This window comes from Tepidibacillus infernus (assembly GCF_048898065.1).
Taxonomy (GTDB): domain Bacteria; phylum Bacillota; class Bacilli; order Tepidibacillales; family Tepidibacillaceae; genus Tepidibacillus_B; species Tepidibacillus_B infernus.
This window is the reverse complement of sequence record NZ_JBLWFI010000002.1, coordinates 48,598-64,992: the sequence shown is the minus strand read 5'-3', so window position 1 is coordinate 64,992 and position 16,395 is coordinate 48,598. Positions and strand designations below refer to the sequence as shown.

Here is a 16,395-nt window from a genome sequence, read left to right as displayed (position 1 = left end):
CGCATATTGTACAAAAACATGATGGTTTCACCTCAATATCGAGAGGCCTAGAAACCTTGTGGGACAAGGGATTGAGCCCTCTCGGTTGTCATTCATGTACACCTGTTGTTAGACAACAAGTTTAATCTTCCTTCGAGCTATCCAACATTCGATTCAGGGTTAAGGCAAGTCGTTCAATAAAATCCTGCTCCTTAATTCGCTTGTCTCGAACGATCTCCAAAGCATCATCAAGTTCTTGCAGATCAACGCCGATTTCACGTATAAAGTCCATAACATCCTCCCAAATATTTATATATAGGTATAATCAATTTTTGTTATCATTTACTTGCAAACAAATGATAACAGGTTCTATAATCAATGTAAACCGCATGAACTAGAAAGGATGAACACATATGCCGCGACGGACAATAACTCCGGATGAATTTGATTACTTGAGAACAGTCGGCCTCGGGGAAAGGTTGAGATTTTTCCGCAAAGAGATCGGAAAACTTCATACCAGCAAGGCATTCACCACCACCGCTATGAGTGAGCGTGTCGGTGTCAGCCATCAGACAATCATCTCCATTGAACGAGGTGATTCAAAGAAACCGGCATATCAACTCATATACAAAATCACTCAGGACTTAGGAATTCCATTCGACGCATTAACGGATGAGTTTTATCAAGGGGAAGTCCGCTTGATACCCATCGGAGAACCAACTGAAACAGCAACGGAAATTTCCGATGAAGTCCCATTGTCCTACATTGGGTCAATTGTTTATCAAATCTTCACGGATGGGATGATGCGGCTCATTCATGATTTCCAATCTTCCCGCCCACTTGATAAGGAGGAGTTTATCTCAACGCTGGGCAGAATCATTGGCGAGTACGAATCATATAAAAATCCCGATGAATTGTTTCAACAACCGCACCCGATGGTAAAGGCCGCAACCTTGTTCAATGAGATGGACAAGTATCCCAAAGCATTTCCTGTTTTTCCTCGTTCAGTTTGGAATGATCATCAGAATTCCCTGATAAAAAAATTTGAGAAGAAAGGAGAAGATTAAAAATGGCTCGAATAAAAGCCGCTCTGTATGCCCGTGTGAGTACGGAAGAACAAGCCAAGGAAGGTTATAGTATCGCCGCCCAGATCGCCGAAATCAGGAGGTATGCGGATCAAAACGGCTTCGAAATTGTCGATGAGTATGTAGATGAAGGTGCAAGCGGAAAAAGCATTGCAGGCCGTCCTCAGATGAAACGCCTCCTGAGAGATGCCAACCAGCAAAAGTTTGGGGTCGTCATCATTTACAAAATCGACCGGCTTGCCCGCAAATTAAAAGATGCTTTGGAAATCAGTGAAACACTTGAAAGAAACAACGTCAATCTCATTAGTCTTAATGAAAAGTTTGATACAACAACAGCTTTCGGCAGAACGGCATTCCAGATGATCTGTTAATTCGCTGAGCTTGAACGCAATAACATTGTTGAACGAGTGAAGCTGGGGATGGAGCAACGAACAAAAGAGGGAAAATTCAATGGAGGTAGGGTGCTGGGGTACGATAACATTGACAAAGAACTTGTTATCAATGAGAATGAGGCCGTTATCGTCCGAAAAATCTTTGATTATGCCAATCAGGGACTTTGATTTAAGGCCATTACCCGCCGCCTAAACGAAGCGGGCTTCCGTTCAAAAAAAGATAAACCATTTAATGTCTGCGGTATCAAAACGATCCTTAACAATCCCGTCTACATCGGAAAGATACGGTATAAACAACTTGAAAACTGGTCGGAGAAACGTCGCAAAGGGAAAAATCCCGACTACTTGATTGTTGATGGGACACATGAGCCGATAATTGCACCCGAGCTATGGGAAAGCGTTCATCAGAAGCTCGGTCATCGATCTTACAAGCCGTCCCGCTCCCATCAGCCGTATATTCTAAGCGGCCTGCTGAAATGCCCTGTCTGTGGACATGGAATGGTTCCGGCCCGGTCTAAGGGAGCCGGTGGCAAATCGTATCGATACTATGTCTGCGGACAGTTCCACAACAAGGGCAAGGCTGTCTGCCGCTCGAATATGATGCGGGCTGATGTTGCGGAGGAGCAAGTGCTTCAGAAACTTATAAAAGTAGCGTCGCGGCCAGACATTGTGCGGCAACTCGTCGATAAAATCAATGCTCTGCGTTCAAATGCAGAGGCCCCGATAATGGAAGAGAAAAAAGCACTTCTTACTGAATTGAGCAGTAACAGCCGGAAACTGCAAAAAATAAAGGACAACATATTAAGTGATCCTGATTTGGCTGTTATTTTCAAAGATGACCTGAAGGAAACGCACGCCAAGCTGGAACAGCTTCAAAAGCGGTTGGAAGCTATTGAAGCTGAACTGGATGGGCAAAACAAAAAGCCGGTTGACCCTGACTCTTTGCATAATTTGCTGAGTCTGATCAAGGACGCACTACTAAAAGCAGATGCGGATGAACAAAAGGCGTTACTGCGATTGATGGTTGAAAGTATCCGCATAACCAAGGATGCTCCCAAGCGAGTCGGTCGGCAGATTACCCAAATCAACCTTCTATTCGACTTTACTATCGAAACATTACAGAAGGATTCCTCGATACTCCTTACCCGCGTAGCGGCGATCCAAGAATGTGACTTTATTTCCCCGCTTGAACCTTATGTGCTGGACAATCTGAACAGCACCCATACCGAAAGCCTCAGGGACTTGATGAAGTCCCTTAATATTTTACCTTTAGCGATGATACGGTTCACCTAAGTTGATCCTAAATTTAAGAAACATCGTAAACTTTATATTCCCAACTTCCCATTATAGACATAATTATATCATAAATTCTGGAAAGCTTGTTGAAAGACTTCTATTTGACTAATTTTTCAGAAAATCAATCGTGCTTTCCTAGCGAGCTATATCCCCAGATTTATCAAAGAAAATCCAGTCAGGCAATTAATGCTTTTCTGGTCGTTTATCTTATAAAAGTAAAAACCCGATTATTTTAATAATAACCGAGTTTTTATTATTAATTATCATCGTTTTTACCGCTCAAAAAGTGCTCTTCAAAATTGCCGGAAAGCCTTATTTCATGCGGCTTTCAGCACGTTTTATCAGAACTACGCACTCAACATGTGTCGTCTGCGGGAACATATCAACCGGCTGGACCTCAACCGTCTTAAATCCTCCATCTTCTAACACTCTTAAATCCCTTGCCAAGGTGCTAGGATTACAAGATACATAGACCATCCGTTTAGGCTTAAGCTCGATAATCGTTTGCAATAAGGCTTCATCACAGCCTTTTCGGGGTGGATCTACTACGACGACATCTGCTTTGATCCCCTGTTCCACCCATTGAGGTATAACTTTTTCTGCTGCTCCTACTTCAAAGGTGACATTCTCAATTTCATTTATTTTTGCATTTTTTTTCGCATCCTTAATGGCTTCAGGAATGATTTCTACTCCATAAACATGTTTGGCTCGTTGGGCTACGAATAAGGAAATTGTTCCAATGCCACAATATGCGTCTATGACTATTTCTTCACCGGTTAATTCTGCATATTCAAGCGCTTTATCGTATAATACTTTGGTTTGCTCTGGGTTTACCTGATAAAAAGAACGAGGTGAGATCGCAAATTTAATATCACCTATGGTGTCGTAAATCACATCTCTTCCCCATAATGTAATTGATTTTAGTCCTAAAATCACATTGGTTCGTTCTTCATTTATATTTTGAACAAGGCTAGTTAACTCTGGAATTTCCTCCAAAATTTTTTCTACTAATTGCTCCTTTTTTGGGAAGTCCTTTCTGCTCGTTACTAGGATCAGCATCAGTTCCCCTGTATTTGCTCCAACCCTTGACACCACATGGCGCAAAATCCCTGTATGTGTCACTTCATTGTAAGCAGAAATGCCTAATTCTTCTGCAATCCTGCGGACATCTTGTACCATTCGATCATTGGCTTCTTGTTGAATCACACACTTCTTCATATCGATCACTTCATGGGTACCCTTGGCGAAAAATCCTGCAACAAGGCCACCTTCCCGTTCAGCAAAAGGCACCTGTGATTTATTGCGATAATTCCATGGATTCTCCATACCTAATGTAGGATGAATCGTCACGTTCTCAATTTTCCCGATTCTTTCGATGTTATCTTGAACGATCTTTCTTTTTTGATCCAATTGTCCTTTATAAGAAAGGTGCTGTAATTGGCAGCCCCCACATTGTTCGTAAATAGAACAGGTTGGTTTCACACGATCTGGACTAGGCTTAATCACTTGAAGTAAACGGGCAAATCCATAGTTTTTATTGGTCTTGGTTATTTTTACTTTTGCGATTTCTCCTGGCAGAGCACCTTGGACAAACAGAGTATATCCTTGGTATTTACCTACTCCTTCGCCATTATGACTAAGTCCTGTAAACTCCATTTCAATCGTTTGGTTTATTTTCACTGGTAATTGCATGGTTGCCATAGATGTAACCCCTTCTTCGTTATAAATCCCTTTACGGAATAAACACTTCAATATGCTTTGATAGTATCTCAAATTCTCCAGGAAGTTTACCCCCTAGTTCCCCGTCCAAATTTATCAAAACTGGGTCTGGTCCATAAGAATACACTTTTAAATGACTGGTTTTAAAATGAATAATATTTTCATCATGTAAATGTTCTCCCTTTAAAGCAAGGGAAGCCAAACGAACGAAATCAGGAAGATTTGTTTTCTTTATGGCAATGACGTCAAATAAGCCATCGCTTAGGTCTGCGGTTGGTGCCAATTTTTCAAATCCTCCTACCGAGTTGCTGTTTGCAATTAAAAATAACATCACTTCTTCTCTAATAACCCTTTCATCCGTCTCTAGCGTGACATGAATTGGCTTTAAAAAAGGAAGCTTTTCTATTCCACGAACATAATAAGCGAGTTGTCCCAAAACTGTTTTTAATTTACTCGGTACCTCATAGGTTAATTCGGTTAACGTTCCGCCACCAGCAATATTAATAAAGTAATTGTCATTATATCGCCCAATATCAATAGCCATGCTATTTTGCTGACCGATAATTTTTGCTGCTTTTCTAAAGTCCTTAGGAATCCCCAACGCCCTAGCAAAATCATTGGTTGTTCCTGCAGGAATGATTCCCATTTGCGGACGCTTTTCCAACATACTTAGCCCATTGATCACTTCATATAAGGTTCCATCGCCACCTGCAGCAATTACCACATCGAATCCTCTTTCTGCCGCTTCTTTTGCCGCTCTTGTCGCATCGCCATATCCTTTAGTCTGGTGACACGAGGTTTCCAATCCATAGCTTTCTAATATATCTAATATTTCTGGTAATCGCTTCTTTACTTCTTCTCTTCCAGAAGAAGGGTTATAAATGAAACGAGCTCGTTTCAACAGTATCACCTAATCCTTTGAATATAGTATCTATTACTTCCATTATTTTACTATACACGTTTTTACACACTTTGGAAAGTCTCGATTAAACTTTCTATCCATTTAGCTATCCAACTACTAGGTAGATAGGCTTCACCCTTATATTTTACAGGATATCCTTCAATCGCCTTAGGAATCTTCTGATCTGTAAACAATCCTTTACTTAGAAACATCGGAACCACAATGGTTGTTAAGCCTTTTAGCTGGTTAAGTTGTTTTTCAATAGTATGAGGAAGAAAGGTAGCATAATGAACTTGGGCATAGTCAGTTTGTTCTTTAAGTTGTTTTACTAAACTAGTTAAGATCCTTTCCCATCTTTCATGAAAGATAGACTCATCACTACCATGGGCAATCAATAGGAGCGCTTCTTCCTCTGGATTTACAGATAACTGCATCGCTTGGTTAATCATGTGCTGAACCACATAGAAGTGGTCATCCATGCATGATCCAAAATGAAAGTGTAAGCGGTTACTATGATTAAATAATATGCTTTTAGTTTCTTCGATATGTGTACTACCTGATGAAACAAACATTGGGATGACAAAGACTTCCTTTGCTCTCAACTCTTGAAGTTGGTGAATCCCATCATTAATTAAACGACCTTCTACTTTTTCTAAAAAGGAAGTCACAATCGGATAGTGAGATTTTACCTTCCTTATTTCGTGATCCACCAATTCAACCCAATGTTTATTTCTTGATCCGTGGGCAATGACCCATACAGCTTTCTCCATTTTACTCTTTCCCCTTATAAAAATGGAGGTCCCTTGATGGTTCCTCCATTATAACTTCAGTTTAACTCTGTTCATTTAATTTTTCCAAGATCAACTTGTTGACAAGAGCTGGATTGGCTTTTCCTCGGCTTTCCTTCATCACTTGCCCAACTAAGAAGCCTAATGCTTTTTCTTTCCCATTTCGGTAATCTTCTACTGATTGAGTATTATTAGCCAATACTTGTTCAACGATTTTAGCAATTTCACCCTCATCGCTGATTTGAATCAGGCCTTTTTCTTTGACAATCGTTTCTGGGGCTTTACCTGTCTCTAACATTTCTCTTATAACGGTTTTCGCAATTTTATTACTTATCGTACTTTTTTCGATCAGCTGAATCATTTCACCTAAGCCTTTAGAAGTAAGTTTACTTGCTTGAATCTCTAAGCTTTGCGCATTTAGATATCCTAAAACTTCTCCCATGATCCAGTTGGATACAGCTTTTGCATCCTGCGTATAATTCAAGGTTTCCTCAAAGAAGTTAGCTAAAGCCTTAGAAGAAGTGAGGATTTCTGCATCATAAGCAGGTAACCCATACTGATTGATATACCTTTCTTTTCTTGCATCAGGAAGCTCAGGTATTTCGCTTTTGATCCTCTCGATCCATTCCTCATCAATGATCGTATCTACCAAATCTGGATCAGGGAAATAGCGATAATCATGGGCCTCTTCTTTGCTCCTCATGGTAATGGTGACGCCTTGCTCTTCATTCCAACGAAGGGTTTCTTGAATGATTTTGCCCCCTGCATCTAACACTTCAGCTTGTCTTTTTTCTTCATATTCAAGGGCGCGTTGTACCCCGCGGAAGGAGTTCATATTTTTTAGTTCTGTCTTGGTGCCAAATTCTTCTTGACCAACAGGCCGTAAGCTGATATTGGCATCACAACGTAACGAGCCTTCTTCCATTTTTACATCAGAGACGCCTGTATATTGAATAATGCTTTTTAATTTTTCCAAATAAGCTCTTGCTTCTTCAGGGGAACGAAGATCTGCTTCTGATACAATCTCGATCAATGGTACCCCTACACGATTATAATCGACTAGGGTTCCTTCCCCATTTTCTGCATGAGTTAATTTTCCGGCATCTTCTTCTAAATGGAGACGATTGATTCGAATCTTCTTCTTTTCTCCATTCACCTCGATTTCAATCCAACCATTACGTCCAATCGGTTTATCATATTGTGAGATCTGATAAGCCTTTGGTAAATCAGGATAAAAGTAATTCTTACGATCAAATTTTGTTTCTCTAGATATTTCACAATTTAATGCCAATGCGGCTTTGATGGCAAACTCTACTGCTTGTTTATTTAAGATAGGCAACACTCCTGGATGGCCCAAACAGATCGGGCAGGTATGGGTATTCGGGGGTGCACCAAATTCTGTCGAGCAGCCACAAAAAATTTTAGATTCTGTCGATAACTCAGCATGAACCTCTAAGCCAATCACTGTTTCATATCCCATTTTCCTACCCCCTTCTTACCTGTGCCTTTAATTTATGGTGTTCTGTATGTTGTTCAAAAGCATAAGCCGCTTTTAATATGGTCGATTCATCAAAATGCTTGCCAATAAGCTGCAAGCCAACAGGCAATCCATCTACCAAACCACAAGGAATACTAATGGCAGGTAATCCAGCTAAATTGACGGGAACTGTTAATACATCATTGATATACATGGTTAACGGATCGCTTATTTTTTCACCAATTTTAAATGCTGTTGTTGGCACAGTTGGGCCAAGAATCAGGTCATACTTTTCAAAAACTTTTTCAAAATCCTGCTTGATTAAAGTCCTTACTTTTTGCGCTTTAAGATAATAGGCATCATAATAACCTGAACTTAAAGCATAGGTCCCTAACATAATCCGACGTTTCACCTCGGAGCCAAAGCCTTCACTGCGAGTTTTCTTATACATCTCGATTAGATTCTCTGCTGAATCAGCTCGAACGCCATAACGAACACCATCATAACGAGCTAAATTGGATGAGGCTTCAGATGGTGCTAAAATATAATAAGTGGCCACAGCATATTCAGTATGGGGTAAAGTAACCTCTTCCCATGTAGCACCTAAGCCTTCAAATACTTTCAGAGCAGCTAGGATCTTTTCCTTTACTTTTGGTTCGATTCCTTCACCCATATATTCTTTAGGTACACCCATTTTTAATCCCTTGATCTCCCCTGTTAAAGCTGAAAGATAATTGGGAATCTGTACATTGGCAGATGTGGAATCATATGGATCGTAACCTGCAATCGCTTGTAAGACATAGGCTGCATCTTCTACATTCTTAGTGATTGGTCCGATCTGATCCAAAGAGGAAGCAAAAGCAACAAGACCAAATCGGGAAACCAAACCATAAGTAGGCTTCAAACCTACTGTTCCGGTGAAAGATGCTGGTTGACGAATCGAGCCACCGGTATCAGAGCCAAGTGCATAATAGACTTCTCCTGCTGCGACTGCGGCTGCTGACCCTCCACTTGAACCGCCAGGAACATGGTCTAACTGCCAAGGATTATAGGTTGGATGAAACGCCGAATGTTCTGTAGAAGAGCCCATTGCAAATTCATCCATATTGGTTTTGCCCACCATGATCGATTGCTCTGCTAATATTTTCTTATATACGGTTGCGCTATAGATTGGCTGGTAATTGGCCAAAAATTTACTTGCACAAGTGGTTGTAACCCCTTCAGTGACAATATTGTCTTTGACCCCAGCGGGTAATCCAGCTAGGATTCCAAGCTCTTCTGATTGTTTAATCTCTTCATCGATTTGCTTTGCCTTATTTCTAGCACTTTCTTCATCAATTAGTAAAAAGGCTTGTACCTCTTTTTCTACCTCTTTAATTCTTTTAAAAGACTCCTCTACTAAATCTGTAGAAGTCAAATCTCTATTTTTTAAACGAGTATGTATTTCTGTCATCGATAAATCAAATAAAGACAAACTGCCCCCTCCTTTTCTTATCCTTCCATCACAGCAGGTACCTTAAATTGTCCATTTCTGTGGTCTGGAGCATTCTTTAAAGCGACCTCTCTAGGAATTGAATCTCTTTTTTCATCTTCTCTTAACACATTGCTAAGATCTAATGCATGACTTGTAGGTTTCACATGTTCTGTATCTAGTTCATTTAACTTTTGGGCAAATTCCAAAATAGAGTTTAAATGTTCTGTATATATATCTACTTCTTTTTCGGTTAATGATAATCTGGCAAGATTGGCAACATGTTGAACTTCTTGTGTTGAAATACTCAATATGAACACCCCCTTAGACTTTAAATATTTACACGATTAAAAGAATTATATCATCATTTTAACCAATCATCATCTTTTCCTCAGGATATTTGAAATATTCTTTTCCACTTCTTTTTGCTAACGCATATCCAATCGTTAATGGCCCTAATTTCCCTATAAACATCGTTAACATAATGATAAAGCGGCCAATTGTTGTTAAATTAGGGGTAAGTCCCATACTTAAGCCAACTGTACCAAATGCAGATACCACTTCAAATAGGATCGTTAGAAAAGGTACTCCATGTTCTGTGATATCTAAGACTAATGTCATCACAATCACGATACCAAGGGCCAAAATAATAATCGTCAAAGCACGAAAAATATGATCGATCGGTAACCTTCTTTCAAAAAGGATCACATCTTGTTTCCCGAGTAGTAGAGATTTTGCCGTACTTAAAAGAATCGTTATTGTGGTAATTTTAATTCCACCACCTGTAGAACCAGGTGCAGCACCAATAAACATAAATAAGGTCATAATAAATAAAGTAGCTTGCTTTAAAGAGCCAATATCTAAGGTGTTAAAGCCAGCTGTTCTAGTTACTACAGATTGGAAAAAAGAAGCCATCACTTTTGTCCCAAAAGGCAGTTGAGCTAAGGAATGGGGATTCCCAAATTCTAATAGGAATATCAGCAAAGTACCTAATAAGATTAAAAATAAACTGACCGTTAACGTAACCTTACTATGTAAAGAGAGCTTTCGAACATGGAATTTTTTATTCCATACTTCTAAAAGTACAACAAAACCTAATCCTCCTAAAATAATCAGAGTAGCGACTACAAGATTGACAATGGGATGGTTGACATCCTCAACTAAACCTGTAGCAAACAGACTAAATCCTGCATTATTAAAAGCAGATACAGCATGAAAAGCACCATAGTAGGCTGCTTTTGCCCATCCTAGTCGTTCATGCCAACTATAAGTTAGAAAAATAGAACCGATAAGTTCAAAGAGTAATGTAATGCGAAGAAGATGTAGAGCAAGATTTACAATACCCGCCATGTGAATCTGATTACTACCCTCTTGCATCAATAATCTTTGTTTTAAACCAATTTTTTTCCCTAACAAGACAAAGATCGTAATCGCAAAAGACATAAAACCTAATCCGCCTACTTGAATTAAAAGCATAATAATGAGTTCACCAATCAGATTAAAGGTTGTCCCTGGATCAATGACATTCAGTCCAGTCACAGTTACCGCCGATGTGGCGGTAAATAAAGCTTCAATGTAATTAAGTTCAATGCCTGGTTCATGGGTAAAAGGCAGATACAATAGTAGACTTCCGATTAGGATCGTGCTTAAAAAACCTAATACAAGGATTTGAGGTGGATTAAGTTGCAATCGTTGATTCATTCTGTGACCTCCAAAACGTACAGTAAATATCCTTCTCATTATAATACTTTTTAACTAAAGAACCAATAAAGAAAACTTGACTTGTGCCAAGCCTTTAGCGTAAGCAGAAGCCTATGCTGCACTTATATGATCTACTTATAATCTTTTATACTTTCTGATAGTACAAGTACAAAACAAGGATTGCAATCATTGAAAAAAGAATGCCGATAACATAGATCAAGGTGACAGCTTGTTTTTGGGTATAACCCATTCGAATTAAGCGATGATGAGCATGGTTTTGATCGGCGATATACAAAGGCTTGCTTTGTCTTATTCGTTTAAATAATACAAGGATCGTATCCAAAATAGGAACCCCTAGTGCTAAAATAACCATCACAATGGATATTAGTGTAGCACTTTTTAAAGCTCCTTCGATGGAAATAATAGCTAATACCATGCCCAGAAAGGCAGAGCCGGCATCTCCCATAAAAATTTTTGCAGGGTAAAAATTATGCCTTAGAAAACCTAAGCTAGATCCCATTAAAATAGCAGATAAAAGTGGAGTTACCTCCTGTCCTTTTACAAAAGCAATAAGAAATAACGTCATCGACGAGATTAAGGTAATGCCGCTTGCTAACCCATCTGCCCCATCGAGAAAATTCATCATGTTCATTAAACCGATTACCCACAGTAAAGTGACAAATAAAGATAACCCAGGAGGAAAAGGAATAAATTGATCCTGTAAAGGTGAAGTGATGCCCTCAATCCGTATATCCAAAGCAAATAACAGTAATCCGATCAAAAAATGAATCAAAAACTTAGGAAAAGCAGATAAATCCTTATTCCTTGTTTTGTAATAATCATCAAGAAGGCCTATTCCCACGATAAGCAGGCCAGCAATAAAAATAGCTAGGCGTAAATTTAAGGGTTTAATCCAGATCCAAGAGGATAAGATATACCCTATAAAAATGGCGATCCCTCCAAGAAGAGGAATAGGCTCTCGATGAATTTTCCTTTGATTCGGAATATCCACAAAATGATATCTAAAAGCAATGATACGTAAAATAGGAACTAAGATCAGAACAGAAAAAAAGGCAAAAATGAATGGAAGGAGATAACTTTTCATCGCAAAGCCCCCATTATCTTTTTACCTTCTAGTCTTTACTTCCAAGCGTTCTCTTATGATACCTAATCAAAAAGATTCCTTATGAGATAAAAATGGTGAAATAAGCAATGATTTTGGCACTAGGTATAAAGATCAATTGTCCAATCAATGTTCCGACAATTTTCCCCATAATGAGTACCCCTACCATGTTAGAGATATTTAAGTAACTTTTTTTGTCATGGATCACTTCATCTGTTAAAAGTGCAACTTGAGGGTCAACGAAAACGGTATAAAGAATGGTTGCGATTCCGTTAATAATCCCGGAAGACATGACCGCTCTTGTTGCATGCTCAGGTACAAGCAAGGAGGCAAACATGGCAGCCAAGACCCCTACCGTATAGATGGCTGTTATTGCGATTTGCAAGATAATCAGCCTTTTTGGTACACCTGCAATTCGGAACCGATGTATATTAACACGAGGTGGGGAAAACTCTTTCCCTATCCTTCTGATTTTCCCAATCGTTAAGGTTCTTCTCAAAAGATGAGGAATCGATCCATACAATTCAAGCTTCACAATCGCCTGAGAAAAGATACGAATAAACGTTGGAATTAATAGCGCCCCTAAGAAGCTTCCGATTGTTGCAGAAAGAATAATCAAGCGAAATCTTGTCTCAACCCAACCCAAATCTCCAGTTTGTGCGCCATAATCCACGAAACCTCCAGCTAATGGGCCTTGAACCATATTGGATGTTCTAGAAATAAGTACGAGAATATTGAACAAGGACAAAGCCAAAGCTAACCTTCTCGTTCGAACTCCTGCCAAGCGCACCGAATAGGAGAAGGTATCAATCATATGGATAATAATGGTCAATGAACTAACAATGATTAAGTCTTGTAACATCGTCATAAATAAGATCCGTCCTTTTAACTTTGCAAAAATAAGTTCATCCTATTATACCCCCAAATAAGACGATTGCAAACGATAAGAGATGCTATTTTTCTAGCATCTCTTTTTCGCGAGGTCATATTATTTAAATCAACTTATAGTTTTTCGGAGATCGATTTTAGTTGCATAAAGAGTAAGAGATAGTCTTGCCCACCTGTTTTTGAGTCTGTACCAGACATATTAAAGCCACCAAATGGATGAGCGCCTACAATAGCTCCTGTCGATTTACGGTTGAAGTAGAGGTTACCACAATGTAATTCTTCACGACCTTTTTCAATCGTTTCTCTGCTTCTTGCAAAGAGTGAACCAGTTAAACCATATTCTGTGTCATTAAAAATCCGTACCCCATCCTCAAAATCTTCTGCCTTAATTACTGCTAACACAGGGCCAAAAATTTCTTCTTGACCAATCACTGCTTTGGAATCAACGTCAGCAATAATCGTTGGTTCAATAAAGTAGCCAACTGAGTCATCACTATTTCCACCCAAAACAAGACGTCCTTCTTTTTTACCTATTTCAATGTAACGGTTGATACTATCAAAAGCAGCTTTATCTATCACAGGGCCAAAATTATTTTTTACATTGACTGGGTCACCGATAGAAAGAGCCTTTGCTTTCTCAGTAACTAAGTTTAATACCTCATCGTATACGTCTTTATGGACAATAGCCCTAGAACATGCAGAACATTTTTGCCCTTGGAACCCATAGGCAGATGCAACGATTGCATTAGCGGCATCATTTAAATCAGCATCATGATCGACTAAAATTGCATCTTTACCACCCATTTCAGCAATGACACGTTTGATCCATTTTTGACCAGGGCTAATCTTTGCTGCCTTTTCAGTAATGCGTAAACCAATTTCACGAGAACCGGTAAAGCTAATAAATCTAGTTAATGGATGCTCTACTAAATAATCTCCTACTTCGCCACCACTTCCAGGTAGATAGTTAACCACTCCAGCAGGAATGCCCGCCTCCTCAAGAAGTTCAGCAAATTTAGCTGCAATAACTGGGGTTGCACTCGCTGGTTTTAAAATAACGGTATTTCCTGATACAACCGCACCTGTTGTCATCCCAACCAAGATCGCTAACGGAAAGTTCCATGGTGGTATAATGATTCCTACTCCTAATGGTATATAAACAAGGTCATTTGTTTCACCATCTAGTGGAGTAACCTTTTGTGGCCCTGCTAAACGAACCATTTCACGGCCATAGTATTCCATGAAATCAATTGCTTCTGCTGTGTCTGCGTCTGCTTCAGCCCAACTCTTCCCAGCTTCATAAACCATTGTAGCAGAGAATTCGTGTTTACGTCGACGAAGAATCGCTGCTGCCTTGAATAGTAACCGAGCCCGGCCTTCTGCAGGGAACCTTTTCCATTCTTCAAACTTTTTCGCTGCCTCTTGAATCGCTTTTTCGGCTAATTCTTGATTTGCTTTGGAAACCACACCAATGACTTCATCTTTTTTTGCAGGGTTATAGGATACGATTTTTTTCTCGGTAAAGATTTTTTCTCCATTTATAATTAAAGGATATTCTTTTCCTAATTCTGACTTCACAAGTTCTAATGCAGCCTCAAAAGCTTTTCGATTTTCCTCTTTTGAAAAATCCGTAAGTGGTTCTGGCGTAAACTCTTTAATCATACAATCAGCTCCTTTTATTTTTCTTTAGAATTTTGGAAGAAATGTTTTTCACAAATTTGATTATATTCTCACTCCCCCCTTTTCATTAAAAATCATATTTTCTCATATATTTTATATGCAAAAATAATGCCAAGTTTAATCAATCCCATACTTTTTCATTTTATTGTATAGGGTTGCGCGTGAAATCCCTAACATCTTAGCAGCTGCACTTTTGTTACGATAGGTCGTTTGTAAGGCTTGGCGTATTTTCCATTCTTCCTGTTTTGTTTCATCTAGTGTTGAATCTAGTAATTGCTGTTTAGTAACGGAAACCCCTTTTTTAAGAATATGATGTAAATGGTAAGGTTCAATTCTCTCCTCTTCACCCGCTAAAATAATTAAACGCTCTGCAACATTCCGAAGCTGTCGAATATTCCCTCGCCATTCATCATGTAAAAAGATCGACATTACCTTTGCGGAGATTTTAGGTACATTGGTATCATATTTAAAGGAAAATTCCTTTAAAAAGAGTGTTAATAGATCAGGGATGTCCTCTGCTCTTTCCCGTAATGGTGGGATATATAATGAAATGACATTTAAACGATAATATAAATCCTCTCTAAACTTACCCGTAGCTACCATTTCCTCCAAATTGCGATTGGTTGCAGTAATAATCCGCACATCTACAGGAATTGCTGTATTTCCACCTAGACGGTAAAATTGTTTTTCTTGTAAAACACGTAAAAGCTTAACCTGTAAATCTAGTGGTAACTCCCCAACCTCATCTAAAAATAGCGTTCCTCCTTTGGCAAGGTCAATTTTCCCTTTTTTTCCTTCCTTTATTGCCCCTGTAAAGGCACCTTTTTCATAGCCAAACAGCTCACTTTCAAAGAGTGAAGCTGGGATTGCCCCACAGTTTATGGCTACGAAAGGAAGGTCTGCTCGCCTACTTCCTTTATGAATCGCTTCAGCAAATAACTCCTTTCCTACTCCACTTTCTCCAGTGATCAATACAGTGGCATCTGTTTTTGCTACTTTTTTTGCTATAGCAATGGTTTCTTTAATCACATGGCTTTTCCCTTTAATCTTTTCAAACGGATCGACTGAGTAATTCTTTTCATATTTATTTTCTAAATCATGAATATATGCTTTAGTCGTTGACAACTCCTCGTTTAAGCGTACGACATCACTAATGTCCCGTTCTACCGATATTCCGCCTATTAACCTACCTTCCATATAAACAGGGGTAGCATTGATTAGAACATGAACATTGGGAATAGGCTGGTTATATTTGTGCTTGATTTTTAAACCCTTATTGAGGGTTTGCTTTAAAACAACTGCATCTTCTTGGAAAAACTTCGTAATTGGCTGTCCTAAAACCTCCTGTGTTTTAAAACCATAAAACTGCTCAGAGGCTGTATTCCAGGTAACAATATCCCCATTAGCATTTACCCCTGTAACCGCATCACTAATCGATAAAAGCAGTGCTTCATAATAGGCTTGGGTCATCTTCCAAGCTTGAAAAAGTGTTAAAACCAAGCGTTGAAAAGGAATCCAAGCAATGATTTCCCCATCTTGCTCTAAGCCAATATCTTTTCCCTCTTCTAGCTGATTTAAATCTGCTAAAGTTGCCTCGTAGGGAAAAAGATTCAAGTTTGTCATCTTTTTTGTTTTATCCCATGGTTCTGCGATATCTTTTAGCTTTAACACTTGCTGAAGCATGACTCCCACTCCCGTTATACAATTTTGTTAATATTATTTATATTTTAAACAATATTGTAAAAATCGACTAGACACTTATACAAAAAATTTTGTCTATTGATTATTTTTATTCTCTTTGGAAAATTGGCATAAAAATTGCTTAAAAATTGCTTATTGAATAGTTAAATCATTTTTAGCCGCATAGAAAGAAAAATCGTAAAAAAAAGTGAGGT

At 38.9% G+C, this 16,395-nt stretch carries 16 protein-coding genes; 4 read left to right on the top strand and 12 right to left on the bottom strand.

Features of this window, described 5'->3' with window-relative positions:
- Positions 1-121 precede the first annotated feature (121 nt).
- A complete protein-coding gene (locus TEPIDINF_RS12725; RefSeq protein WP_421692212.1) occupies positions 122-271 on the bottom strand; it encodes a hypothetical protein in 150 nt (49 codons plus the stop codon).
- Positions 272-392: 121 nt separating this feature from the next.
- Here TEPIDINF_RS12725 and TEPIDINF_RS12720 point away from each other — a divergent pair, with 121 nt between their 5' ends.
- Genes TEPIDINF_RS12720 through TEPIDINF_RS12705 form a run of 4 tightly spaced genes read left to right on the top strand, consistent with a single transcriptional unit; the run spans position 393 to position 2,749 of the window.
- Positions 393-1,046 (top strand): helix-turn-helix transcriptional regulator, encoded by a 654-nt coding sequence (locus tag TEPIDINF_RS12720; RefSeq protein WP_421692211.1) that lies wholly within the window; start codon positions 393-395, stop codon positions 1,044-1,046.
- Between the two features lie 2 nt (positions 1,047-1,048).
- The gene (locus TEPIDINF_RS12715; RefSeq protein ID WP_421692210.1) at positions 1,049-1,435 is read left to right on the top strand and encodes a recombinase family protein; all 387 of its coding nucleotides are present in this window, start codon (positions 1,049-1,051) and stop codon (positions 1,433-1,435) included.
- Between the two features lie 48 nt (positions 1,436-1,483).
- Positions 1,484-1,624, top strand: a complete 141-nt coding sequence (locus tag TEPIDINF_RS12710; protein ID WP_421692209.1) for a hypothetical protein — start codon at positions 1,484-1,486, stop codon at positions 1,622-1,624.
- A gap of 9 nt (positions 1,625-1,633) precedes the next feature.
- On the top strand, positions 1,634-2,749 hold the full coding sequence (locus TEPIDINF_RS12705) for a recombinase family protein (protein WP_421692322.1): 1,116 nt from the start codon (positions 1,634-1,636) through the stop codon (positions 2,747-2,749).
- 315 nt (positions 2,750-3,064) lie between these two features.
- On the opposite strand, the gene rlmD is transcribed toward TEPIDINF_RS12705, so the two are convergent.
- The 11 genes from rlmD to TEPIDINF_RS12650 form a co-directional block, all read right to left on the bottom strand.
- Positions 3,065-4,453 (bottom strand): 23S rRNA (uracil(1939)-C(5))-methyltransferase RlmD, encoded by a 1,389-nt coding sequence (gene rlmD / locus TEPIDINF_RS12700; protein WP_421692208.1) that lies wholly within the window; start codon positions 4,451-4,453, stop codon positions 3,065-3,067.
- Positions 4,454-4,484: 31 nt separating this feature from the next.
- On the bottom strand, positions 4,485-5,372 hold the full coding sequence (locus TEPIDINF_RS12695; protein ID WP_421692207.1) for a diacylglycerol kinase: 888 nt from the start codon (positions 5,370-5,372) through the stop codon (positions 4,485-4,487).
- A gap of 62 nt (positions 5,373-5,434) precedes the next feature.
- Positions 5,435-6,142 carry a sirohydrochlorin chelatase gene (locus tag TEPIDINF_RS12690; RefSeq protein ID WP_421692206.1) on the bottom strand — a complete coding sequence of 236 codons (708 nt, stop codon included), beginning with the start codon at positions 6,140-6,142 and terminating at the stop codon, positions 5,435-5,437.
- 61 nt (positions 6,143-6,203) lie between these two features.
- Positions 6,204-7,640 carry an Asp-tRNA(Asn)/Glu-tRNA(Gln) amidotransferase subunit GatB gene (gatB, locus tag TEPIDINF_RS12685; protein WP_421692205.1) on the bottom strand — a complete coding sequence of 479 codons (1,437 nt, stop codon included), beginning with the start codon at positions 7,638-7,640 and terminating at the stop codon, positions 6,204-6,206.
- A gap of 4 nt (positions 7,641-7,644) precedes the next feature.
- Positions 7,645-9,111 carry an Asp-tRNA(Asn)/Glu-tRNA(Gln) amidotransferase subunit GatA gene (gene gatA, locus TEPIDINF_RS12680; RefSeq protein ID WP_421692204.1) on the bottom strand — a complete coding sequence of 489 codons (1,467 nt, stop codon included), beginning with the start codon at positions 9,109-9,111 and terminating at the stop codon, positions 7,645-7,647.
- A 17-nt stretch (positions 9,112-9,128) separates the two neighbouring features.
- A complete protein-coding gene (gene gatC / locus TEPIDINF_RS12675) occupies positions 9,129-9,422 on the bottom strand; it encodes an Asp-tRNA(Asn)/Glu-tRNA(Gln) amidotransferase subunit GatC (protein ID WP_068727302.1) in 294 nt (97 codons plus the stop codon).
- 55 nt (positions 9,423-9,477) lie between these two features.
- Entirely contained in the window at positions 9,478-10,809 is a 1,332-nt protein-coding gene (locus TEPIDINF_RS12670) for a TrkH family potassium uptake protein (RefSeq protein WP_421692203.1), read from the bottom strand.
- A 145-nt stretch (positions 10,810-10,954) separates the two neighbouring features.
- A complete protein-coding gene (locus tag TEPIDINF_RS12665) occupies positions 10,955-11,914 on the bottom strand; it encodes an MraY family glycosyltransferase (RefSeq protein ID WP_069798949.1) in 960 nt (319 codons plus the stop codon).
- A 79-nt stretch (positions 11,915-11,993) separates the two neighbouring features.
- Entirely contained in the window at positions 11,994-12,800 is an 807-nt protein-coding gene (locus TEPIDINF_RS12660) for a lipid II flippase Amj family protein (RefSeq protein WP_421692202.1), read from the bottom strand.
- A gap of 134 nt (positions 12,801-12,934) precedes the next feature.
- On the bottom strand, positions 12,935-14,482 hold the full coding sequence (gene pruA, locus TEPIDINF_RS12655) for an L-glutamate gamma-semialdehyde dehydrogenase (protein ID WP_421692201.1): 1,548 nt from the start codon (positions 14,480-14,482) through the stop codon (positions 12,935-12,937).
- Between the two features lie 135 nt (positions 14,483-14,617).
- Positions 14,618-16,183 (bottom strand): sigma-54 interaction domain-containing protein, encoded by a 1,566-nt coding sequence (locus TEPIDINF_RS12650; protein ID WP_421692200.1) that lies wholly within the window; start codon positions 16,181-16,183, stop codon positions 14,618-14,620.
- Between the last annotated feature and the right edge of the window lie 212 nt (positions 16,184-16,395).